Annotated in this window: 17 protein-coding genes; 14 read left to right on the top strand and 3 right to left on the bottom strand. The window is 74.7% G+C overall.

The genetic code is table 11. The annotated features are described in order from the left end of the window. Positions 1-84: 84 nt before the first annotated feature. The 7 genes from J7W19_RS12960 to J7W19_RS12930 all read left to right on the top strand — a co-directional run bounded on the left by J7W19_RS12960 (position 85) and on the right by J7W19_RS12930 (position 8,764). Positions 85-2,322 (top strand): MMPL family transporter, encoded by a 2,238-nt coding sequence (locus J7W19_RS12960; protein ID WP_004953164.1) that lies wholly within the window; start codon positions 85-87, stop codon positions 2,320-2,322. A gap of 189 nt (positions 2,323-2,511) precedes the next feature. Beyond that, positions 2,512-3,708, top strand: a complete 1,197-nt coding sequence (locus J7W19_RS12955) for a MarP family serine protease (RefSeq protein WP_004953168.1) — start codon at positions 2,512-2,514, stop codon at positions 3,706-3,708. Positions 3,709-3,932: 224 nt separating this feature from the next. Further along, positions 3,933-4,946 (top strand): energy-coupling factor ABC transporter permease, encoded by a 1,014-nt coding sequence (locus J7W19_RS12950; protein WP_004955943.1) that lies wholly within the window; start codon positions 3,933-3,935, stop codon positions 4,944-4,946. Between the two features lies 1 nt (position 4,947). Next, positions 4,948-5,739 carry a cobalt ECF transporter T component CbiQ gene (gene cbiQ / locus J7W19_RS12945; RefSeq protein ID WP_004955945.1) on the top strand — a complete coding sequence of 264 codons (792 nt, stop codon included), beginning with the start codon at positions 4,948-4,950 and terminating at the stop codon, positions 5,737-5,739. Next, positions 5,736-6,497 (top strand): energy-coupling factor ABC transporter ATP-binding protein, encoded by a 762-nt coding sequence (locus J7W19_RS12940; protein ID WP_004955947.1) that lies wholly within the window; start codon positions 5,736-5,738, stop codon positions 6,495-6,497. The genes cbiQ and J7W19_RS12940 overlap by 4 nt, the downstream gene beginning before the upstream one ends. A 188-nt stretch (positions 6,498-6,685) precedes the next feature. Next, positions 6,686-7,933 carry a serine hydrolase domain-containing protein gene (locus tag J7W19_RS12935; RefSeq protein WP_051072789.1) on the top strand — a complete coding sequence of 416 codons (1,248 nt, stop codon included), beginning with the start codon at positions 6,686-6,688 and terminating at the stop codon, positions 7,931-7,933. Positions 7,934-7,978: 45 nt separating this feature from the next. After that, positions 7,979-8,764 (top strand): SDR family NAD(P)-dependent oxidoreductase, encoded by a 786-nt coding sequence (locus tag J7W19_RS12930; protein ID WP_004955951.1) that lies wholly within the window; start codon positions 7,979-7,981, stop codon positions 8,762-8,764. A gap of 200 nt (positions 8,765-8,964) precedes the next feature. On the opposite strand, the gene J7W19_RS12925 is transcribed toward J7W19_RS12930, so the two are convergent. The 3 genes from J7W19_RS12925 to J7W19_RS12915 all read right to left on the bottom strand — a co-directional run bounded on the left by J7W19_RS12925 (position 8,965) and on the right by J7W19_RS12915 (position 13,565). Then, positions 8,965-9,816, bottom strand: a complete 852-nt coding sequence (locus tag J7W19_RS12925) for an EamA family transporter (RefSeq protein WP_004953333.1) — start codon at positions 9,814-9,816, stop codon at positions 8,965-8,967. A 136-nt stretch (positions 9,817-9,952) separates the two neighbouring features. After that, on the bottom strand, positions 9,953-11,617 hold the full coding sequence (locus J7W19_RS12920; RefSeq protein ID WP_004953331.1) for a penicillin-binding transpeptidase domain-containing protein: 1,665 nt from the start codon (positions 11,615-11,617) through the stop codon (positions 9,953-9,955). 175 nt (positions 11,618-11,792) lie between these two features. After that, positions 11,793-13,565, bottom strand: a complete 1,773-nt coding sequence (locus tag J7W19_RS12915; RefSeq protein WP_004953329.1) for a dolichyl-phosphate-mannose--protein mannosyltransferase — start codon at positions 13,563-13,565, stop codon at positions 11,793-11,795. 99 nt (positions 13,566-13,664) lie between these two features. Here J7W19_RS12915 and rsmI point away from each other — a divergent pair, with 99 nt between their 5' ends. From rsmI to J7W19_RS12880, 7 genes are all read left to right on the top strand, one after another. After that, on the top strand, positions 13,665-14,567 hold the full coding sequence (gene rsmI, locus J7W19_RS12910; protein ID WP_004953326.1) for a 16S rRNA (cytidine(1402)-2'-O)-methyltransferase: 903 nt from the start codon (positions 13,665-13,667) through the stop codon (positions 14,565-14,567). 536 nt (positions 14,568-15,103) lie between these two features. Next, complete coding sequence (locus J7W19_RS12905; protein ID WP_086025291.1) at positions 15,104-15,583, top strand: hypothetical protein; 480 nt, start codon at positions 15,104-15,106, stop codon at positions 15,581-15,583. Between the two features lie 67 nt (positions 15,584-15,650). Beyond that, positions 15,651-16,568 (top strand): TatD family hydrolase, encoded by a 918-nt coding sequence (locus J7W19_RS12900; protein WP_004953320.1) that lies wholly within the window; start codon positions 15,651-15,653, stop codon positions 16,566-16,568. A gap of 100 nt (positions 16,569-16,668) precedes the next feature. Then, entirely contained in the window at positions 16,669-18,264 is a 1,596-nt protein-coding gene (locus J7W19_RS12895) for a resuscitation-promoting factor (protein ID WP_004953319.1), read from the top strand. Next, complete coding sequence (rsmA, locus tag J7W19_RS12890; protein ID WP_004953317.1) at positions 18,261-19,148, top strand: 16S rRNA (adenine(1518)-N(6)/adenine(1519)-N(6))-dimethyltransferase RsmA; 888 nt, start codon at positions 18,261-18,263, stop codon at positions 19,146-19,148. The genes J7W19_RS12895 and rsmA overlap by 4 nt, the downstream gene beginning before the upstream one ends. Before the next feature lie 54 nt (positions 19,149-19,202). Further along, positions 19,203-20,120, top strand: a complete 918-nt coding sequence (locus tag J7W19_RS12885) for a 4-(cytidine 5'-diphospho)-2-C-methyl-D-erythritol kinase (protein WP_004953314.1) — start codon at positions 19,203-19,205, stop codon at positions 20,118-20,120. A gap of 230 nt (positions 20,121-20,350) precedes the next feature. Next, positions 20,351-22,882, top strand: coding sequence for an FtsX-like permease family protein (locus tag J7W19_RS12880; RefSeq protein WP_004953311.1), 2,532 nt, complete (start codon positions 20,351-20,353; stop codon positions 22,880-22,882). The last annotated feature ends 56 nt before the right edge of the window (positions 22,883-22,938 follow it).

The raw sequence follows: 22,938 nt of genomic DNA, 5'->3' as shown, positions 1-22,938 counted from the left end.
CACCTGGCGCGCCGCTCTCGTCGTCGGGCTGGTTCCCCACCGCCAGTTGCTCGTTTCTCCGACCCGACGGGAGTACACCTCCTCGTGGCCACCTTCCTCTACAAACTCGGCCGGCTCGCTTTCCGGCGCCGCTGGTACGTAGCCGTCATATGGGTGCTGCTGCTCGGCCTCGCCGGCGCCGGCGCCGCCACCGCGTCCAAGTCCACCGACGACAGCTTCTCCATACCCGGCACGGAGGCGCAGTCCGCCTTCGACCTGCTGGCCGAGCGGTACCCCGGCAAGAAGGCCGACGCCGCCTCCGCGCGCGTCGTCTTCCAGGCCCCCGACGGCCAGAAGATCACCGAACCGAAGAACAAGGCCGCCGTCGAGAAGGTCGTCGGCGAGCTGACCGGCCCCCAGGTCGCGTCGGCGCCCAGCCCGTTCCAGGCGCACACCGTGAGCAAGGACGGCAGCACCGCGTACGTCCTGGTGACCTACAAGGAAGCCTCCAACAAGCTCACCGACGCGTCCCGCGACACCCTCGACGCGGCGCAGAAGCACGGGCGGGAGAGCGGACTCACCGTCGAGATGGGCGGCAGCGCCCTGCAGAAGATGCCGGAGACCGGGTCCACCGAGATCATCGGCATCATCGTCTCCGCGGTCGTCCTGGTGATCACCTTCGGTTCGCTGATCGCGGCCGGGCTCCCGCTGCTCACCGCGCTCATCGGGGTGGGCATCGGCGTCTCGTCCATCGCCGCGCTCGCGTCCACGCTGAACCTCTCCGGCAACACCTCGACGCTCGCCATGATGATCGGCCTCGCGGTCGGCATCGACTACGCGCTGTTCATCGTCTCCCGCTACCGGGCCGAGCTCGCCGAGGGCAGGGAACGGGAGGAGGCCGCGGGCCGCGCGGTCGGGACCGCCGGTTCCGCGGTGGTCTTCGCCGGTCTCACCGTCGTCATCGCCCTGGTCGGCCTCGCGGTCGTCAACATCCCGATGCTCACCAAGATGGGCATGGCCGCGGCCGGCACGGTCGTCGTCGCCGTCCTCGTCGCGCTCACCCTCATCCCCGCGCTGCTGGGCTTCGCCGGCCGCCAGGTGCTGGCCCGCAAGGTCCGCAAGGCCAAGTCCGCGGACGAGGGCGGCGCCGCCGGGAAGCCCAACATGGGCACCCGCTGGGCCCGCTTCGTGCTGCGCCGCCCGGTGTGGGTGCTGGTGGCCGGCATCGTCGGCCTCGGCGCGCTCGCCGCGCCCGCCGCGTCGCTCCAGCTCGGGCTGCCGGACGACAGCTCGCAGCCGGTGAAGACCACGCAGCGCAAGGCGTACGACATGATCGCCGAGGGCTTCGGCCCCGGTTACAACGGGCCGCTGATGGTCGTGGTGGACGCCAAGGGCGTCAAGGACCCGAAGAAGGCGACGCAGACCGTCGTCAAGGCGGTCGGCGGGCTGGACGACGTGGCCGCGGTCACGCCGCCGATGCCCAACAAGACCGGCGACACGGCACTGTTCAACGTCGTCCCCAAGTCCAAGCCGAGCGGTGAGAAGACCGAGGACCTGGTCCACGCGATCCGCGGCAAGGGCTCCGCGCTGAAGGCGGAGACCGGCGCGACCGTGCTGGTCACCGGCACCACGGCGATGAACATCGACGTCTCGCAGAAGCTGAACGACGCGCTGCTGCCCTACCTGGCGCTGGTCGTCGGCCTCGCCTTCCTGCTGCTGATCGTGGTCTTCCGGTCGGTGCTCGTGCCGCTCAAGGCGGCCCTGGGCTTCCTGCTCTCCGTCGTGGCGGCGCTCGGCGCGGTCGTGGCCGTCTTCCAGTGGGGCTGGCTCAGCGGGGTGTTCGGCGTCGAGGAGACCGGCCCGATCATGAGCATGATGCCGATCTTCATGGTCGGCGTGGTCTTCGGTCTGGCCATGGACTACGAGGTCTTCCTCGTGACCCGGATGCGCGAGGCGTTCGTGCACGGCGAGACCCCGGGCGACGCCGTCGTGACCGGCTTCCGGCATGGCGCACGGGTGGTCACGGCCGCCGCGGTCATCATGATCAGCGTCTTCGCCGGGTTCATCGGCTCCTCCGAGTCGATGATCAAGATGATCGGCTTCGGCCTCGCCATCGCCGTCTTCTTCGACGCGTTCATCGTCCGCATGGCCATCGTCCCGGCGGTGCTCGCGCTGCTCGGCAAGGCGGCCTGGTGGCTGCCGTCCTGGCTGGACAAGGCCCTGCCGAACGTGGACGTCGAGGGCGAGGGGCTGCAGAAGCAGCTGGCCGCTCCCTCGGAAGCCGCGGAGGGCCGGGCCGGCGACCCCGACCCGGACGCCGACCCCCGGCTGACCCGCGTCTGACCCCCGGGTGACGCGCCTCGGGCCCGTCCTTCCGCCACGGCGGGGGGACGGGCCCGTTCCGTCGTCCCCGACGTGGCGAAGCCCACCTCGGGGAACCGCTCGTACGGAAACGTGCGTTTTCCCTAGTCCACGGGGGCATGCGACCGTGGCCGCGGTCGGGGGCGCGGGTGAAGGGAAAGGGCTCCACTGGTGAACCTGCTCGATGTGCTTCTGCTCCTGGTCGTCCTCGGCTACGCCGTCTCCGGCTTCCGGCGCGGCCTCGTCGCGAGCGCCGTCCTGCTCGCCGGCTTCCTGGGCGGTGCCGTCCTGGGCGTCTGGGTGCTGCCCTCGATCGTCGGCCACTTCGAACCCGGCTCGTCGTCGGCCGCCGTGGTGGCCGTCCTCGTCGTCCTCGTCCCGGCCGTGCTCGGGCACGCGCTCGCCGGGCGGCTCGCCTGGGGCCTGCGCCGACGGCTGACCTGGGCGCCCGTGCGCGGGGTGGACGGCGCCGGAGGCGCGGCCGTCAACGGGCTGGCCGTCCTGCTGGTGGCCTGGGTCGCCGCCAGCGTCCTGGTCTCGGCGAACTCGACCCTGCTCACCGGGCAGATACGCGACTCCCGGGTGCTCGGCGCGGTCCAGGACGCGATGCCGGAGCAGGCCCCGACCTGGTTCAGCAGGACCACCGACGCCCTCACCGGCGCCGGCTTCCCCCAGGTCTTCAACCCGTTCGAGAACGAGCCCGCCACCAGCGTCGCCAAGCCCTCCGGCGACGCCGTCACCGTCGCCGCCAACCGGGCCGCCCGGACGTCCGTCGTCAAGGTCGAGGGCGTCGCCGACGTCGACGGCGGGCGGCGCGGCCAGGAGGGCAGCGGCTTCGTCTACGCCGCGCAGCACGTCATGACCAACGCGCACGTCGTCGCCGGCGTCACCGACCCGACCGTCCGCGTCGGCGGCGTCGGCCGCCCGCACCGCGCCAAGGTCGTCCTCTTCGACCCCGAGACGGATGTCGCCGTCCTCGACGTGCCCGGCCTCGACGCGCCCGTCCTGCCCTTCGACAAGTCCGCCAAGCGGGGCGACGCCGCGGTCGTCGCGGGCTTCCCTGAGAACGGCGGCCTCGACCTGCGGGCGGCGACCGTCGCCAACGAGCTGCGCGCCAAGGGGCAGGACATCTACGGCGACGGGATCGCCACGCGGCAGGTGTACTCGGTGCGGTCGACCGTGCGGCCGGGGAATTCGGGTGGGCCGCTGCTCACTCCTTCGGGGAAGGTGTACGGGGTCGTCTTCGCGCGGTCCACGGCCAATGCGGAGACGGGGTACGTGCTCACCGCGGCCCAGGTCGCGGAGGACGCGCGGTTGGGGGCTACGGCGACGCGGGCGGTGGATACGGGGAGCAGGGCGGCGTTGTAGGGGGAATCAGCCCGTCCGGCGTTTGAGGACAACCGCGCGGAGCGCGGTTTCAGGGGGTCCGGGGGCTTGCCCCCGGGAAGCGGCGAAGGGGCGGGGCCGGGGCACAGCACCCCGCAGGGGGCGCGCAAGCGCGCGCCGCACGCTCTTGCGAGGGCTTCGCAACGCGCCCATCATGCGAGCGGTTCACCCCAACACGATCGGCACGGACCGAAAGTGGGCGCCCCATGCACGTACCGGACGGATACATCGACCCACCCGTCTCCCTCGCCGCGGGAGCCGTCGCCGCCACCGCCGTGGCCCTGGCCCTGCGCGGCGCGCGCCGGGAGCTCGACGCGGGCGCCGCCCCCCTCGCCGGTCTCGTCGCGGCGTTCGTGTTCGCCGTGCAGATGCTGAACTTCCCGGTCGCCGCGGGCACCAGCGGACACCTCCTGGGCGGCGCCCTCGCCGCGATCCTCGCCGGCCCGTGGACGGGCCTGCTGTGCATAACGGTCGTCCTGCTGGCCCAGGCGTTCCTCTTCGCGGACGGCGGCCTCACCGCGCTCGGCGTCAACATCACCGACATGGCCGTGGTGACGACGGCCGTCGGCTACGCGGTGTTCCGCGGCCTGCTGGCGGTGCTGCCGCGCCGGCCGCGCGCGGTCACGTTCGCGTCGTTCGGCGCGGCGCTGGTCTCCGTCCCGGCCGCGGCCTGCGCCTTCACCCTGTGCTACGCCCTCGGCGGCACGACCGACGTGCCGGTCGGGACGGTGTTCGCGGCCATGACCGGGGTGCATGTGCTGATCGGCGTGGGCGAGGCGGTGATCACGGCCATGACGGTGAGCGCGGTCCTGGCCGTCCGCCCCGACCTCGTGCACGGCGCCCGCGCCACAACCCGCGCCCCCGACGCGGCGGCGCGCCCGCGCCGCCGCTTCGCCGCCGCCGTGATGGCCGTCACCGTCGTCCTCGCCGGGTTCGTCAGCTACTACGCGGCGACCACCCCCGACGGCCTGGAGAAGGTCGCCCGGGACAAGGGCATCGACCGCGAGGCCCGGGAGACCGCCGCCGAGGGGTCGCCGCTGGCCGACTACCGGGTGAAGGACGTCTCCGACGCCCGCGCGTCCGGCGCGCTGGCCGGGGTCGTCGGCGTCGGCGTCACCCTGGCGGCCGGTACGGGCGTCCTGGTGGTGCTGCGCCGCCGCCGGGCCCGGCCGGCCGCGCCGGCGGCGGACACGGAGGCTCGGCGGACCGAGGCCGTCTGACATGGGGGCCGGGCACGCGGCGGCCGTCCACGGGTCGCTGTACCGGCCGGGCGACTCGCCCGTGCACAGGCTGCCCGCGCAGTGCAAGATCCTGTCGGCGTGCGGCTTCATGCTCGTCGTGGCCGCCACTCCGGCCGCGCCGGCGTGGGCGTTCGCGTGTCACGCGGCGCTGCTCGCCGCCGTCACGGCGGCCGCCCGGCTGCCCGCAGGGACCGTCCTGCGCCGGCTGGCGATCGAGCTGCCGTTCGTGGCGTTCGCGCTGCTGCTGCCGTTCGTGGCCCGGGGGCCGCGGGTGGACGTGCTGGGGCTGCCGCTGAGCGAGCCCGGCCTCCGGGACGCCGGGACGCTGCTGGCCAAGGGCACCCTGGGCGTCGCCGCGTCCGTCCTGCTCGCCTCGACCACCGGCCTGCGGGACCTGCTGCTCGGCCTGCGCCGGCTGCGGGTGCCCGCCCTGCTGGTGCAGATCGCCGCGTTCATGATCCGGTACGGGGACGTGGTCGCCGACGAGATGCGGCGCATGCGCGTCGCCCGCGAGTCCCGGGGGCACACCGCCCGGGGCGTGCGCCACTGGCGGGTGCTCGCCGTATCCGCCGGGGCGCTGTTCATCCGCGCCTACGAACGCGGTGAACGCGTCCACCTCGCCATGGTCAGCCGCGGTTACACCGGCACCCTGCCCGACACCGGGGGTGTGACGGGCGCGGCCGGCGCGAGCCGCGCGCAGTGGGCGTGCGCCGCCCTCCTGCCGCTGGCCGCGCTGGCGGTCCGCCTGACGACGGAAGGGGTGCCGCTGTGACGGTTCCGTTCTCGCTGGAGGTCGAGGGGCTGGCCTTCTCCTACCCGGACGGCCATCAGGCGCTCACAGGGGTGGATCTGACGATACGTCAGGGCGAGCGCGTGGCCCTGCTCGGACCCAACGGGGCCGGCAAGACCACCCTCGTCCTGCACCTCAACGGCATCCTCGGCGGCGGCTCCGGGACGGTACGGGTGGCCGGGCTGCCGGTGGCCGCGCCGCACCTCGCCGAGATCCGGCGGCGGGTCGGCGTCGTCTTCCAGGACCCGGACGACCAGTTGTTCATGCCCACCGTCCGGGAGGACGTCGCGTTCGGCCCGGCCACCGCCGGGATCCGCGGCGCGGCGCTCGACGCCTGTGTGCGCCGGGCCCTGGACCGGGTCGGCATGGCCGCCTTCGCCGACCGGCCGCCGCACCACCTGTCCTTCGGGCAGCGGCGGCGGGTCGCGGTCGCCACCGTCCTGGCCATGGAGCCCGAGATCCTCGTCCTCGACGAGCCCTCCTCCAATCTCGACCCCGCTTCCCGCCGCGAACTCGCCGGCGTCCTGCGGAGCCTGGACGTCACCGTGCTGATGGTCACCCACGACCTCCCCTACGCCCTGGAGCTCTGCGAGCGGTCCGTCGTCCTCAGCGGCGGGACGATCGCCGCCGACGGGCCGACGCGGACCCTGCTCGGCGACGCGGAACTGCTGCGGGCGCACCGGCTGGAACTCCCCTTCGGCTTCGACCCGCGGGCGGTCGCGGCGCGGCCCGGGCCGTGACCCTCGCCCCCGTCGGCCGCGATCCCATCCGGCCCATCGGCAGTGATCCCCGTCACTTTCGCGGATGGCGGCTCCCGGCCCGGCAAGGCGTCAGAAGGCCGCCGGGGCGGGGGGACGCCCGGCCGCCTACGCGGCGGCGGGCGACCCGGTCACCGGGGGACGCCGGTCGCGATGCACCATGGAAGGACATGTACGGCGAACGGACCGGTGCGACCGGCGGGATCAGTGGGAGCAGGACAGCAGTGACGGACGTCCAGGGCACGGTGGCGGATGGTTTCGAACCGGTCCGGGACGCCTTCGCCGACAACTTCGCGCGCCGCGGCGAGCGCGGCGCCGCCGTGGTCGTCCACCAGGGCGGCCGGAAGGTCGTCGACCTGTGGGGCGGCACCCGGGACGTGGACGGCGGCACGCCGTGGACGCCGGACACCGCGCAGATCGTGCGCTCCGCCACCAAGGGCGTCGCGGCGGCCGTGCCGCTGCTGCTGCACCAGCGCGGGCAGGTGGACCTCGACGCGCCCGTCGGCACCTACTGGCCCGAGTTCAAGACCGCCGGCAAGGAGCGCGTCCTCGTCCGGCACCTCCTCGCGCACCGCGCGGGCGTGCCCGTCCTCGACACCCCGCTCACCCCCGAGCAGGCCTGCGACGGCGTCAGCGGCCCGCGCGCGGTCGCCGCGCAGGCGCCCGCCTGGGAGCCGGGCACCGACCACGGCTACCACGCCCAGACCTACAGCTGGACCGTCGGCGAACTCGTCCGGCGCGTCACCGGGCGCGACATCGGCGCGTGGATCGCCGACGAGATCGCCGCGCCCCTCGGGCTCGACCTGTGGCTGGGCCTGCCGGAGGCCGAACAGCACCGCGCCGGGCGGATCGGCGACGTCGAGCCGCCCGCCGGCACCGGCACGCCCGGGCTGCGCGTCCGCCCCAAGCAGGCCGTCTCCGACGCCTACCGCGATCCCACGTCGCTCACCCGGCGCGCGTTCGCGGCCATCGACCCGCTGCCCGACGAGAACGACCCCGCCTACCGGGCCGCCGTGCTCCCCGCCTCGGCCGGGGTCGCGACGGCGGAGGCGCTGTCGCGGTTCTACGCGGCGCTCATCGGCGACGTCGAGGGCGTCGGGGGCGTCGAGGGAGGGGGACGGCGGCTGTTCGCGCCGGCCACGCTCACCCTGGCCCGCAGCGAGGAGTCCGCCGGGCCCGACCGGATCCTCATAGCCAACACCCGTTTCGGACTGGGCTACATGCTGCACGGGCCCGCCTCGCCGCTGCTCGCCGCGGGCTCCTTCGGCCACCCCGGCCGCGGCGGTTCCCTGGCCTTCGCCGACCCCGAGTCCGGCATCTCCTTCGGGTACGTCACCAACGGCATGCAGAAGAACGTGACGGCCGACCCGCGTGCGCAGGCCCTGGTCCGGGCGGTTGCCCGCGCGCTGGCGGGGTAGGGAACAGCCCCCGACGGTGTGACCGGTGGTGCGAGAGGGGCTCCTATGACGCGACGGTTCGACGGCTGGTCCGTTCTGATCACGGGCGCCGGGCGCGGCATCGGCGCCGCCACCGCACTGCGGCTGGCCGGCGAGGGCGCCCGCGTCCTCGTCACGGACGCGGACGGCGGACGGGCCGAGGGGACCGCCCATGCCATCCGGGAGGCCGGCCTCACCGCCGAGGCGCACGTCTGCGACGTCACGGACCGGGAGGCCGTGGAAGCGGCCGTGGCCCACGCGGCCGACCGCTTCGGCGGGCTCGACGTCCTCGTCAACAACGCCCTCTCCTGCACCCCCGACCCCGAGCGCTTCGAGGACCACGCGGACGAGCCCTGGCACCGCGACCTCGACGTCACCCTCGGCGGCGCCTTCCGCTGCGCCCGCGCGGCCCTGCCGCACCTGGCCGCCGCCGGCGGGCGCGGCGCGATCGTCAACATCGGCTCCGTCAACGGCGAACAGGACTTCGGCAACCACGCCTACAGCGCGGCCAAGGCGGGCCTCGCGAGCCTCACCCGCACCCTCGCCGGCGAGGCCGCGCCACGCGGCGTCCGCGTCAACCTCATCGCTCCCGGGACCGTGCACACGCCCAACTGGGACGGGCGGGAGGACGCTTTGCGGCGGGCCGCCGGTCATTACCCGCTGGGGCGGGTCGGGCGGCCTGAGGATGTCGCCGCTGCGGTGGCCTTTCTGGCTTCGCGCGACGCTTCGTGGATCACTGGTGTGACCCTTCCCGTCGACGGCGGGATCCTTGTGTCCAACATCGGCCTGCGGGCAGCGCTTCGGAGGGGGTAAGGGTGCCCCGGCCCCGCCCTTTCACCGTTTCTTGCAGGGGCGAGCCCCCCGCACCCCCTGAAACCGCGCTCCGCGCGGTTGTCCTCAAGCGCCGGACGGGCTGAAATCAGCCCGTCCGGCGCTTGAGGACAAGGGGGTCTGGGGCGCAGCCCCAGGAAACGGTGAAAGGGCGGGACCGGGGCACCCTCACCCACCGGCCCTCACCCCGCGTGCAGCATCAGCCCGATCCCCGCCACCAGCAACGCCGCCGCGGCGACCCGCGGCGCACCGAAGCGCTCCTTGAAGAGCAGAGTGCCGATCGCCGCCCCGACGATGATCGACGACTCCCGCAACGCCGCGATCGGCGCCATCCGACCGCGCGTCTGCGCCCACAGCACCAGCCCGTAGGCGAGCATCGACATCAACCCCCCGAGCAGACCGCGCACCGCGTACGGCCGTGCCGCGGCGAGCGCGGCCCGCTTGCGGACCGCCAGGGCGTACAGCGGGACCGGCAGCCCCTCCAGCACCATCAGCCAGGCGGTGAAGCCCAGCGAGGAGCCGGACGCGCGTACGCCCATGCCGTCGACGACCGTGTACCCGGCGATGGCCAGGCCGGTGGCCGCCGCCGCGCCGATCGCCGGCCACTGCGGGGGAGCGCCCGAGCCCTTGATGCCCCACAGGGCGACGCCCACCAGGCCGGTGGAGGCCACGGCCACGCCGGCGAGTTGCCAGCCGTCCGGCAGTTCGCCGGCGAGGACGGCCGCCAGGACGGTGACCGCCAGCGGTGCGGTGCCCCGGGCGATCGGGTACGCCTGGCCGAAGTCCCCGAGGGAGAAGGAGCGCATCAGCAGGGCCATGTAGAGCACGTGCAGCACGCCGGAGACGGCCAGGTACGGCCAGGAGGCCGCGTCCGGCGCCGGGACGAACGGCATCACCGCCAGCCCGCCGAGGCAGTTGCCCGCCCCCACGAGGGTGAAGGCCGTCAACTGGTCGCGGATCCCGTGGGCGATGGCGTTCCACCCGGCGTGGGTGACCGCCGCGGCCAGGACGGCGGCGATGACCAGCGGGGTCACGAGGCGGGCCGGTGCGGTGAGTCGTGGGTGCGCATGCGCTCGACGCTAAGCGGGCGGGTCGCCGTTCCGCTGTCACCTCCGTCACTGTGCGCGGGGGACGCCCGGCGGTTCGGGAGGCCCGCCGGAGCCCCGCTGGTCAGCCCGTCCGCAGCACCGCCGCCACCACCGGCCCCGCCGTATCCCCTCCGTGGCCGCCCCGGGGGACGACCGCCGCCGCGGCCATGTCGTCGCGGTAGGCGGCGAACCAGCCGTTGGGCTGCGGTTGTCCATCGATCTCGGCGGATCCGGTCTTGGCGCCTATGTCGCCGCCGAGGCCGGACATCGCCGCCCGTCCCGTCCCGGAGACGGCGGTCAGCCGCATCATTCCGCGCAGCTGGCGGGCCACCGCCGGGGGCAACGGGCGTGCCGCGTGCGCCTGTTGCAGGCCGAAGCGCTCCGGGTCCACCAGGTGCGGCTGGCGGAAGGCGCCGTCGCGGACCGTGGCCGCGATCGAGGCCATGGTCAGCGGGTTCATCTGGACCGTGCCCTGGCCTATCATCGCCGCCGCTTTCCCCGCCCCGGTATCGGGCGGTATCCGGCCGTCGAACGTGGTGACCCCGGTCTGCCAGTCCTCCCCGCCGATGCCGAACACGTCCCGCGCCTCGGCGGCGAGGTCGTCGTCGGCGATGCGGCCGGCGAGCGAGACGAAGGCGGTGTTGCAGGAGGCGGCGAAGTCCTGGGCGAAGGTGGCCCCGGGGTTCTCGCTCCGCTCCACGTTATGGAACTGCTTGCCGTACGTCGCGTACCGGGGGCAGGGGAGGGGCAGGTCCGGCCGCGCCCTGCCGCGCTCCAGCAGCAGCGCGGCGGTGACGATCTTCATCGTCGAGCCGGGGGCCGTCCGGCCCAGCAGCGCCGCGTTGAAGCCGGCCCGCCGCGCGCCGGAGTCCGCGACGGCCAGGATCTCCCCGGTGCTCGGTCGGACGGCCACCACCGACGCCTCGTTCCGCGCGGCCGCGGCCGCCTCGGCCGCCCGCTGCGCCGCCGCGTCCAGCGTCGTCCGGATCACGGCCTTGCCGCCCTCGGCGACGACGTGCAGGACCTTCTCGGACCCCTGCCCGGCAGACGACTCCCGTCCGGCCGCCGCCCCCTGCCCGCCACCACCCCCCGGTCTCTCCGCGCGCACCTCGACCCGCGGCCGGCCGTCGACCGCCTTCTCCCCGAACCGCTTGCGCAGCTCCGGCAGGATGCCCGCGAGCGAGGGGTACGCCGTGGCGTCCAGCGGCTTGCCCGCGCGGTCGGTGACCGCCACCGCGGACCCCAGGGCGGGCCCGGTGGTCAGCGTCTCGCCGGCGGTCAGCCGGGGGTGCAGGACGGCCGGCCGCCAGTCGACGAGGGCCCGCCCGCTCGTCCGGCCGCGTACCACCCCCAGCTTGGAGGGGTACGTCCACGTCGTGGCGTGCCCCTTGTAGGCGATCTCGGCGGTGACGGTGAACGGCACCTCCGTCCCCGTGGCCGCGCCCTGCCGGAAGGTCGCCTTCCGGACGTGTGCGTCGTCGCGGTAGCCGGTCAGCGCGGCCGAGGCGGCCGGCGCGTTGTCCGTGAGACCCGCCGCCTCCTCCACGTCGCCGCGCGACCAGGCGGCCAGGAAGTCCCGTGCCGCCCGCTCCACTTCCGGCGCCGTCGGCGGACCCGTCCGGGCCGGGGCCGCCTCCCGGCGCGTGCTCCGGCCCACGTCGTCCACCCAGGCGTACGCCGCGTACCCGGCACCCCCCAGCACCGTCGCGGCGACGGCCGCCACCACGGCCTTCGCTCCCGCGCGCATGGTCGACCCCCTCCCCGGCCGCGGCCCGGACGGCCGCGTCCCGTCACGGACCAGCACACTACGGGAGGCCACTGACAACGCACCCGCGGTGACGGCGTGAGACGGACCACGGGAGGCCGCTCAAGACGCTTGTACAACGAGGGTGCTCAAGTCGCCTGGACAGCAAGGGAGATCGTCAGATCCAGGTGTCCAGCCACATCCGGTTCCGCCAGGCGTCCATCGGGATGGGCTGCCCGGTGTAGATCGGGAAGAAGTAGACGAAGTTCCAGACGATGAGCAGGAACAGTGCGCCCGCGCCCACCACCCCCGTCACCCTCCGGCGTTCCGACGCCCCCCGTGGCCCGCTGATCGCCCCGATCATCATGGCCACCGCCAGGCACAGGAACGGCACGAACACCACGGTGTAGAAGTCGAAGATGGTCCGGTCCTGCCACTGGAACCACGGCAGCAGGCCCGCCGCCGTCCCGCAGAGGATCGCACCGGCCCGCCAGTCCCGCCGGAAGAACCAGCGGAAGAGCAGGTAGGCGAGGGCGAAGCAGGCGGCCCACCACAGCAGCGGCGTGCCCAGCGCCAGCACCTCGCGCGCGCACTTCCCGCCGGCGTCGGACGGGCAGCCGCCGGTGCCCGCGGCGGGCGAGTCGTAGTAGTAGGAGACGGGACGGCCCTGGACCAGCCAGCTCCACGGGTTGGACTGGTAGGTGTGCGGCGAGTTGAGGGTGGTGTTGAACCGCCACACCTCGTGCTCGTAGTGCCAGAGGCTGCGCAGCGGGTTGAGGACGCCGGCGAGGAAGCCGTCCGTCCCGTAGCCGCCCTCGGTCTCCGCCCAGTGCCGGTAGTAGCCGCTGTGCTGCCAGCCCTGGGTCGGGCTGTAGCTGCCGCTGTTGGCGAACCAGCCGGTCCAGGTGGCCAGATAGGTCACGATCGCGACCGGGACCAGGGAGAGGAACGCCCAGGGCGCGTCCCGCCGCAGCGCGGTGCGCCACGGGCGGCGGGCGCCGGCCAGGCGGCGCGAGCCGACGTCCCACAGCACGACGAGCACGCCGAACGCGGCCAGGTAGACCGCGCCGTTCCACTTCGTCGCCGCCGCCAGCCCGAGGAACACCCCGGCGGCGATCCGCCACGGCCGCCACCCGAGCCGCAGGGTCCGCGCGGTCCCCGCGTCGGGGCGGACGTCGCCGGTCGCCGGGTCGTCGGGCAGCGCGGCGGCCAGCCGGGCCCGCGCCCGGTCCCGGTCGACCAGCACGCAGCCGAACGCCGCCAGCACGAAGAACATCAGCACCAGGTCGAGCAGCGAGGTGCGGCTCATCACGAAGTGCATGCCGTCCACGGCCATCAGCGCGCCCGCGACGCAGCCCAGCAGCGTGGAGCGGAAGAGGCGGCGGCCGATGCGGCACAGCATCAGCACGGAGACCGTGCCGAGCAGCGCGACCATGAAGCGCCAGCCGAAGGGCGTCAGACCGAAGAACTGCTCGCCCAGGCCGATGACCCACTTGCCGGCCGGCGGGTGGACCACGTACGACGGCACGTCGGCGATGTGGTCGTACCCGTCGACGATGCGCTGGTTGATGTCCTTGTCCTCGGGCCACTTGGCCTCGTAGCCGAACTTCCAGAGCGCCCAGGCGTCCTTGGCGTAGTACGTCTCGTCGAATATCACCGCCCGCGGGCTGCCCAGGTTGTGGAACCGCGCCAGCCCGGCGACCAGCGTGACCAGCAGCGGTCCCAGCCAGCCCAGGGAGCGCGCCAGCAGCCGCGCGGGCCCCGGCCGCACCCCGAGCGCCTCCCACACGCCGGTGCCCGGCTCCCGGTACGGCGGCACGAGCCGCTCCCGCACGCCGGTCCGGCGCTCGGGGGCCGCGTATCCGAAGCGGCGCAGCCGGGTCTGCCACGAAGGCGGCTGTCCGGCCGCCGCGCGGCTCGGCCGGCCCTGGGTCGCGGTGTCACTGGTCACCGCGCCATCGTAGGGAACCGGCCGCCGCGGGCGCCGGGGAGCGCGCGGTCGCGGCCCGGCGCCCCGGGAGGCCCCGGGCGCGCCTGCGAGGATGGGGGCGTGACTGGAACGCTCGTACTCGCAGGAACCCCCATCGGCGACGTCGCCGACGCGCCGCCCCGGCTGGCCGCCGAGCTGGCCGCCGCCGAGGTGATCGCCGCGGAGGACACCCGGCGGCTGCGCCGGCTCACCCAGGCGCTGGGGGTGCACACCACCGGCCGGGTCGTCTCCTACTTCGAGGGCAACGAGTCGTCGCGCACGCCGGAACTCGTCGAGGCGCTGACCGGCGGGGCGCGGGTGCTGCTGGTCACGGACGCCGGGATGCCGTCCGTCTCCGACCCCGGTTACCGGCTGGTGGCCGCCGCCGTGGAGCGCGGGGTGAAGGTGACGGCCGTCCCCGGGCCGTCCGCCGTGCTGACCGCGCTGGCCGTCTCCGGGCTGCCGGTGGACCGGTTCTGCTTCGAGGGCTTCCTGCCGCGCAAGGCCGGGGAGCGGCTCGGGCGGCTGCGCGAGGTGGCGGACGAGCGCCGCACCCTCGTCTACTTCGAGGCGCCGCACCGGCTGGACGACACCCTCGCCGCGATGGCCGAGGTCTTCGGCGGCGAGCGGCGGGCCGCGGTCTGCCGCGAGCTGACCAAGACCTACGAGGAGGTCCGGCGCGGCCCGCTGGCGGAGCTGGCGGCATGGGCCGCCGAGGGCGTCCGTGGCGAGATCACCGTCGTCGTGGAGGGCGCCCCCGAGAAGGGGCCCGAGGAGGCCGACGCGGCCGAACTGGTCCGCCGGGTACGGGTCCGGGAGGAGGCGGGCGAGCGCCGCAAGGAGGCCATCGCCGCGGTCGCCGCCGAGGCCGGGCTGCCCAAGCGCGAGGTGTTCGACGCGGTCGTGGCGGCGAAAACCGCGGCGAAATCGGGAGGGGACGGCGGATCCGCGGGAGCGGGCGAAGGGCAGCCGGGCACGCGGTAGCGCCGATCCCGGGAAGCGGTAACGGAACGGTTCTCGCCGGTAACCCGGAGGTGTTCTTCGCGGAACGCCCACAGGGGCCGTGCGGGAGCCGTTCCGGAACCGCGCGGGAACTGCCGGAACCGCCGGAAGCGTTCCTTCCGTGATACCGGAAGCGGGTCCCCGCCGGGTTTACCGGGAAGCACCCCGCCGGAACTGCGGAAACGGCCCGCCGGGCCCCCGGAATCACCCGGAACCGCTGGTACCGGACGCGGAATGGCCTGGACCGGAGGTCCGGCCGCGGCGTTCCCGGGCTCCCGGCCGGGCCCCTTCCGAAATGCCGGCCGCCGCGCCCCGCCGTAAAGTAAAGGGCTGGAGCGAAAAGCAAAGGTCAGACCTCGCTCCCGGGCTCTTCGGGCATGTAGCGGTTAAGTTTGCCCCAATTCGAGGAATGGGCTGCTGCGTCGACGCGGGAATGGGCGTTCCCTGGTTGTGGGACGTCCGATCCCGATGAACGTCCGAACGGACCGGGAAATGTCCGGAGGACAAGAGGAGCTGCCATGAGCGAGACCGCAGGGACCTCACGAGGCGTGGAGTCCGGCACCGCCATCCGCACCGCGACGGAACCCGGTGCGCCGGCCGTCCGGACGGGCCGCGACACGGTGCACGAGTCCTACGCCTTCGCCTGCATGAGGTGCGCGCACAGCTGGGAACAGTCGTACGAGATAGAGCACCACGTGGACCCGGAGGGACGGCCCTTCGTCACGTACCACACGGACGGCAACCGCGTCCCGTCGCCGCTCACCCGCCCCACCTGCCCCAACTGCGGGGAGCACCTCGTCCGCATCATGCGCTCGGGGCAGGTCTCCCAGATCGCGGACGCCCTGCACCTGGCCTCCCGGACGACCGTGTCGCCGTCCTCGCCCGCCGGGCCGTTCATGAGCGGCGGCATCCCGGTCGGCAACGAGCAGCGGCGCGCCCCCCGGGAACCGCGCCACTGGCACCTCTCCGACCTGCTGCACCCCTTCCACCGCAAGTAGGCGGGTCGGCCGGGAGCGGGGCACCCGCCCCGGGCGCGGCCCGGGAGCGGTCCCTAGAATCCCGACCATGGCGGCGAAAGCATCGAACAGCGGCACGGCGGACGGCGGGCGGAAGAAGGATGACAAGGACGTCCCTCCGCCCCCGCCGGCGCCGCTGAACGTGCCCGTGGCCGACTCGCACACCCATCTGGACATGCAGGGCGGCACGGTCGCCGAAGCCCTGGCCAAGGCCGCCGCCGTCGGGGTCACGACGGTGATCCAGGTGGGGTGCGACCTGGCCGGTTCCCGCTGGGCCGCCGAGACGGCCGCCGCCCACGACGCCGTCTGGGCCACCGTGGCCCTGCACCCCAACGAAGCGCCCCGGATCGTCCTCGGCGATCCCGACGGCTGGTCCCGTCAGGGCGCCCGCGAGCCCGGCGGCGACGCCGCCCTCGACGCGGCCCTGGACGAGATCGACGCCCTGGCCGCCCTGGACCAGGTCCGCGGCGTGGGGGAGACCGGCCTCGACTTCTTCCGCACCGGCCCCGAGGGCGTCGCCGCGCAGGAGCGCTCGTTCCGCCGGCACATCGCCATCGCCAAGCGGCACGGCAAGGCCCTCGTCATCCACGACCGGGACGCGCACGACGACGTCCTGCGGGTGCTCGCCGAGGAGGGGGCGCCCGAGACGGTCGTCTTCCACTGCTTCTCGGGGGACGCGGCGATGGCCAAGGTCTGCGCCGAGGCCGGCTACTACCTCTCCTTCGCCGGGAACGTCACCTTCAAGAACGCGCAGCCGCTGCGCGACGCCCTGGCGGTCGCCCCGCTGGACCGGATCCTCGTCGAGACCGACGCGCCGTTCCTCACCCCCGTCCCGTATCGCGGACGGCCCAACGCGCCGTACCTCATTCCGGTCACTCTCCGGGCGATGGCCGCGGTGAAGGGCGTGGACGAGGACGCCCTGGCCACGGCGGTCGCGGCGAATACCGCACGCGCGTTCCAGTACTGACCCCCGGATCCCGACGACACAGGGTGACGGACGGGCTTGGGAGAGTCACCCCGCCTCCGCTACAGTCCCGGTCCCGTCAGTCCGGACCCAGTGGAGTGTCGTGAGCCATCCGCAGGGCAGCCCCCACGCCGCGCGCCGCGGTGCGGCCGAGCCGCCGCCGTACGGGCCGTACGCGCCCCACGGCGACCACGGCCAGTCCGAGCCGTACGGGCCCCACGGCGGGCTGGGCGGGCACGGGCTGGGAAGCCGGCCCGGCCAGGGGAGCCCTGGGACGTACGCCGGCTACGAGGCGTACGTGCCCCGGCAGACCTCCGCCCCGCCCGGCACGGCCGCGCCGCCGCCCGCCGCCACCGTGCTCACCGGCGTCGTCCACCCCTCGTACGAGGGTCACCCGTACGAGGGGTACGCGCCCGCCGTCGCCGTCCCCTCCGAGGAGGACGGGCCGGAGGACACCCCCCGGAGCGGCCCGTTCAGCGCCCTCGACGACGAGCCCGACGGCGAGCCCCCCGACGACCTGCACGGCGAGGCGCCCCCGCCCGGCCGGGCCGGCGCCCGCAGGGCCGGGCGGCGCAAGCGGGCCGCCCGGGCCGCCCCCCGGCAGGGCGGCGACCCGCTGCGCCGGCTGCTCCCGCAGGCCCTGGTGGTCGCCTTCCTGGCCGGCGGCACCTCCGCGTTCGTCGCCGGTGACAAGTCCGTCCAGCTCAGCGTCGACGGCACCCCGCGCACCCTGCACACCTTCGCGGACGACGTCGAGGAGCTGCTGGCCGACGAGGGCATGGCCGTCGGTGAGCACGACATCGTCGCCCCCGGCCGCCACCACGACCTGGCCTCCGGCGACCGCGTCATCGTCCGCTACGGCCGCCCGGTCACCCTCACCCTCGACGGGGAGCGCCGCCAGGTGTGGACCACCGCGCGGACCGTGGACGGCGCCCTGCGCCAGCTCGGCGTCCGGGCCGAGGGCGCCTACCTGTCCGCCTCCCGCTCCGCGCCCATCGGCCGGCACGGCCTCGACCTGGACGTCCGCACCGAGCGGACCCTGACCTTCATGGCCGACGGCCGCACCCGCACCATCCGCACCAACGCCGCGACCGTCCGCGAGGCCCTCGAACAGGCCGGGATCACCCTCAACGGCGAGGACACCACGTCCGTCGACCCCGACAGCTTCCCCCGCGACGGCCAGACCGTCTCGATCATGCGCATCACCGGCGGCCGCGAGGTCCGCGAGGTGCCGATCGACTTCACCACCGAACGCCACGACGACCCCCACCTCGCCAAGGGCACCGAGGTCGTCGCCCAGCGCGGCGAGAAGGGCGTCGAACGCATCACCTACGCGCTCCGGACCGTGAACGGCGTCCGCCAGAAGCCCCGCAAGCTCTCCTCCGAGATCGTCCGCGAGCCCCGCACCCAGATCATCAAGGTGGGCACCAAGAAGATGCCCAGCACCGTGCAGGGCGCGGAGGGCCTGAACTGGCACGGGCTCGCCCAGTGCGAGGCCGGCGGGCGGCCGGACGCGGTGGATCCGTCGGGCACGTACGGCGGGCTGTACCAGTTCGACGTCGGCACCTGGCAGTCGCTCGGCGGCAGCGGGCGCCCACAGGACGCCAGCGCCGAGGAGCAGACCCTGCGCGCCAAGAAGCTCTACGTCCGCCGGGGGGCGAGCCCGTGGCCCGTGTGCGGCCGTAAACTTCACGGGTGAGCTCCAGCCCCAGCACAGACGAGTCCGGCGCCCTGCTCGGCCCCGCCGACATCCGCGAACTGGCCGCCGCCCTCGGGGTGCGCCCCACCAAGCAGCGCGGTCAGAACTTCGTGATCGACGCCAACACGGTCCGGCGCATCGTCCGCACCGCCGAGGTGCGCCCCGACGACGTGGTCGTCGAGGTCGGCCCCGGCCTGGGGTCGCTGACGCTGGCCCTGCTGGAGGCCGCCGACCGGGTCACCGCCGTCGAGATCGACGACGTCCTGGCCGCGGCCCTGCCCTCGACCATCGCCGCCCGGCTGCCCGACCGCGCCGACCGCTTCGCACTCGTGCACAGCGACGCCATGCGCGTCACCGAGCTGCCCGGCCCGCCGCCCACCGCGCTGGTCGCCAACCTCCCCTACAACGTCGCCGTGCCCGTCCTGCTGCACATGCTGGAGCGTTTCCCCAGCATCGAGCGGACGCTCGTCATGGTCCAGGCCGAGGTCGCCGACCGGCTCGCCGCCCCGCCCGGCTCCAAGGTCTACGGCGTCCCGTCGGTCAAGGCCGCCTGGTACGCCGACGTCAAGCGGGCCGGCGCCATCGGCCGCAACGTCTTCTGGCCCGCCCCGAACGTCGACTCCGGCCTCGTCTCCCTCGTCCGCCGCGCCGAACCCATCGCCACCACGGCGACCAGGGAAGAGGTCTTCGCCGTCGTCGACGCCGCCTTCGCCCAGCGGCGCAAGACGCTGCGCGCGGCGCTCGCCGGCTGGGCGGGCTCCGCGGCGGCGGCCGAGGCGGCGCTGGTCGCCGCCGGGATCTCGCCGCAGGCGCGCGGCGAGTCGCTGACCGTGGACGAGTTCGTGGCCATCGCCGAGCACAAGACCGAGCACAAGGCGGGCTGAGCGGGCCCTACGCTTTCCGTCGTCCGCCCGTCCCGATCCGAGGAGCCGTCCTCCGTGACCGCGCAGTCCGTCACCGTCCGCGTGCCCGCCAAGGTCAACGTCCAGCTGGCCGTCGCCGGGCCGCGCCCCGACGGCTTCCACAACCTGGCCAACGTCTTCCTCGCCGTCTCGTTGTACGACCGCGTCACCGCGACGCCGGCCGACGAACTGCGAGTGACGTGCTCCGGCCCCGACGCCGACCAGGTCCCCCTCGACACCTCCAACCTCGCCGCCCGCGCGGCCCTCGCTCTCGCCGAGCGGTACGGGCGCGACGCACGCGTCCACCTCCACATCGACAAGGACATCCCCGTCGCCGGCGGCATGGCGGGCGGCAGCGCGGACGGCGCGGGCGCGCTGCTCGCCTGCGACGCACTGTGGGGGACGGGAGCGTCGCGGGACGAACTCCTCGGCATCTGCGCGGAGTTGGGCAGCGACGTGCCGTTCGGCCTGCTCGGCGGGGTCGCGCTCGGCCTCGGGCGCGGCGAGCGGCTGACCCCGCTGGAGGCGGGCGGGACGTTCCACTGGGTCTTCGGCCTCGCGGACGGCGGGCTGTCCACGCCGGCCGTGTACGCGGAGTGCGACCGGTTGCGGGCGGAGGCGGGGACGGATCCGGGGCCCGAGCAGCCTTCGGCGTCCGCCGTGCTGCTGGACGCTCTGCGCGTCGGGGACGCGGGCGCGCTGGCCGGGGCCGTTGCCAACGACCTTCAGGAAGCGGCGGTTTCGTTGCGGCCGTCGCTGGCGGAGACGCTTTCGGCCGGGTCGGCGGCCGGGGCGCTCGCGGCGATGGTGTCGGGGTCGGGGCCGACGACCGCTTTCCTCGCGAAGAGTGCGGAGGAGGCGGAGCGGGTGGCCGCGGCGTTGCGGGCGTCGGGCACGTGCCGGTCCGTTCGGGTGGCGTCGGGGCCGGTGGTGGGTGCCACCGTGGTGGGGTGAGCCCCGGCCCCGCCCTTTCTCCCCCAGCTACCGCTGGGAGGTGCCCCCAGTTTCTTGCGGGGGGTGCCCCCTCTGGGGGAGCTTGAGGACGAGCGGCGAAGCCGCGACAAGCGGGGTCTGGGGCGGCAGCCCCAGGAAACGGTGAAGGGGCGGGGCTGGGGAAAACCCCACCCCCCACCCACCCGCTGCTCCCATGGGCCGGGCCCGCCGCGAAACCTAGCGTTGCGGGAATGATCGGCAAACTCGCCCTCCGCTCCCTCCGCCACAGAGCCGGCGCCTTCTTCGCCACCTTCGTGGCGCTCTTCATCGGCGCCGCGATCGTGATGGCCTGTGGCGGTCTGATGGAGACGGGCATCCGCAACAACGTCCCGCCGCAGCGCCTCGCCGGGGCGCGGATCCTGGTCACGGGCGACCGGATCCACCACCAGCCGGGCGACAAGAAGCAGCGGGTGCTCGCGGAGCGCGTCGAGCTGCCGGCCGGGCTGGTGGACGAGGTCAGGGCCGTGCCCGGCGTGCGGACGGCCGTCGGGGAGCGGACGTTCGACGTCGCGCTGCCGGACGGGGGCGGGACGGCGGAGGCGCACGGGTGGGAGTCCGCGGCCCTCACTCCGTACACCCTCGCGGAAGGCGCGGCGCCCCGCCGCGGGGAGGTCGTCCTCGACGCGGCCCTCGCCGGGCGCGCCCACGCCGGCCCGGGCGACCGCGTCCGCGTCGCCGCGCACGGCGGCGCCGCCGAGTACCGGGTGAGCGGCGTGGCCCGGCCCGCCGCCGGGCGGGACGTGCCGCGGCGGACACTGTTCTTCTCGGCGCCGGACGCCGAGCGGCTCTCCGCCCACCCCGGCACGGTCGCCGACATCGCGGTCGTCACCGGGCCGGGCGCCGATACCGCCGTTGTCCGCAAGGGCGTCAAGGCGGCGCTCGCCGGGCAGTCCGTCACCCTGCTGACCGGTGACGACCGGGGTGCGGTCGAGCACCCCGAGGTGGTCACGGGCGGCGAGGACCTGGTCGCGATCTCCGGGGTGTTCGGCGGGCTGGGTATCACCGTGGCGATGTTCGTCGTGGCCGGCACGGTGGGGCTGTCCGCCCGGCAGCGGTTCCGCGAGCTGGCCCTGCTGCGGGCCGTCGGCGCCACGACGGGCCAGATCCGCCGGCTGCTCCTCGGCGAGACGCTGCTGATCGCCGTGTTCGCCGGGGCGGCCGCGTGGCCGGCCGGTCCCGCGCTGGGCCGTTGGCTGTTCGGGCGGATGACGGACACGGGCATGGTGGCGGAGACCGTCGAGTTCAGCCAGGGCTGGATCCCCACCCTGCCCGCGTACGGCTCCCTCCTGCTGACGGCCGTCGTCGGCGCGCTCGTCGGCACCCTGCGGGCCGTGCGCGCCAAGCCGGTCGAGGCGCTGGGCGAGGCCGCCGCGCCGCAGCGGTGGTTCCATCCCGTGCGGCTGGGCCTCGGGCTGCTGTTCCTGGCCGGCGCCACCGCCCTCGCGCTGGTGACCGCGCTGGTCCTGCGCGGCCCGGTGGCGGCGAGCACGGCCGGGCCGACGGTGATGTGCTGCGTCATCGGCCTGGCGCTGCTGGGGCCGTGGTTCGTGAAGCTCGTGAGCGTGCTGCTGCACTGGCCGGTGCGCCTGCTGACCGGCGCGTCCGGCCGGCTGGCCGCCCTCAACTGCCGGGCGAGCGCGCTCCGTACGGCCGCCGTCGCCACCCCGGTGATGCTGGCGACGGCCATCACCACCGGCATGCTCTACCTCCAGACCAGCGTGGCCGCCGCCACCGACCGGGAGTTCACCGGGAACCTGCGGGCCGACGCGGTGCTCACCTCGGCGGCCGGCGGCGTCGACCCGGCGCTGGTGGCCACCGTGCGCGGGCTGCCCGGCGTCGCCGCGGCGAGCGCGTCCGTCACCGGCACGGTGTTCACGGAACGCCCGCACGACGGCGGGGAGAACAAGCGCGGCACGACCCTCCAGGGCGTCGACGCCGAGGGCGCCGGACAGGTCCTCGCGACCCGGCCGACCGCCGGCCGGCTGGCCGACCTCAAGGGGAACGCCGTCGCGCTCCCCGAGGCCGCCGCCCGGCGGATGCACCGCGGGGTCGGCGACACCATCGGGCTGCGGATGGGCGACGGCGCCTCGGTGGACGTCCGGATCGTGGCCCTCTTCCCGGCCCGCGAGGGCTTCGAGACGGCCCTCACCAGCACCACCCTGCTCGCCCCGCACACCACCGTGGGTCTGCCGACGCAGATCCTGGTCAAGGCCGCGCCCGGCGTTCCCGTCGAGCGGCTCACCGACGAGCTGGGGCGGCTGGCGGTCCGGCACCCCGGGCTGAAGGTCAGCGACCGGGACGCGGTGATCGCCGCGAGCACGCAGAACACCCGCACCCAGATGTGGGCGAACTACCTCATCGTGGGCATGCTCGTGGCCTACACCACCCTCGCCGTCGTCAACTCGACCGTCGTCGCGGTCGGCGCCCGCCGCCGGGAGTTCGCGCTCCAGCGGCTCACCGGGGCCACCAAGGGCCAGGTGCTGCGGATGATGGCGGTCGAGAGCCTCTACGTCGCCGCCGTCGGGCTGATCCTCGGCACCCTCGCGGCGGCCACCACGCTCGTCCCGTTCAACCTGTCCGTCTCCGGCACCTGGCGGCCGTCCGGGCCCGCCGCGGTCTACCTGGCGGTGGTGGCCGCGGCCGGGGCCGTCACCCTCGTCTCGACGCTCCTGCCCACCTGGGCCGCGCTGCGCACCCGGCCCGTGGAGGCGGCGAAGGCGTGAGCGGAGACTCCGCGGCCGGGCCGCCCGGCGGGCGTGGGATCCTGAAGGGAGGACCA

This window comes from Streptomyces mobaraensis NBRC 13819 = DSM 40847 (genome assembly GCF_017916255.1).
Lineage (GTDB): Bacteria > Actinomycetota > Actinomycetes > Streptomycetales > Streptomycetaceae > Streptomyces > Streptomyces mobaraensis.
The sequence above is the reverse complement of the archived record's forward strand: the minus strand, read 5'-3'. Positions and strand labels throughout refer to the sequence as shown.

Excerpts from the sequence above, each read along its gene's own strand:
- J7W19_RS12950 (WP_004955943.1), top strand. The coding sequence starts at position 3,933 with ATGCACGTACCGGACGGATACATCGACCCACCCGTCTCCCTCGCCGCG.
- cbiQ (WP_004955945.1), top strand. The coding sequence starts at position 4,948 with ATGGGGGCCGGGCACGCGGCGGCCGTCCACGGGTCGCTGTACCGGCCG.
- J7W19_RS12935 (WP_051072789.1), top strand. The coding sequence starts at position 6,686 with ATGTACGGCGAACGGACCGGTGCGACCGGCGGGATCAGTGGGAGCAGG.
- J7W19_RS12930 (WP_004955951.1), top strand. The coding sequence starts at position 7,979 with ATGACGCGACGGTTCGACGGCTGGTCCGTTCTGATCACGGGCGCCGGG.
- J7W19_RS12920 (WP_004953331.1), bottom strand. The coding sequence starts at position 11,617 with ATGCGCGCGGGAGCGAAGGCCGTGGTGGCGGCCGTCGCCGCGACGGTG.
- J7W19_RS12905 (WP_086025291.1), top strand. The coding sequence starts at position 15,104 with ATGAGCGAGACCGCAGGGACCTCACGAGGCGTGGAGTCCGGCACCGCC.
- J7W19_RS12900 (WP_004953320.1), top strand. The coding sequence starts at position 15,651 with ATGGCGGCGAAAGCATCGAACAGCGGCACGGCGGACGGCGGGCGGAAG.
- J7W19_RS12880 (WP_004953311.1), top strand. The coding sequence starts at position 20,351 with ATGATCGGCAAACTCGCCCTCCGCTCCCTCCGCCACAGAGCCGGCGCC.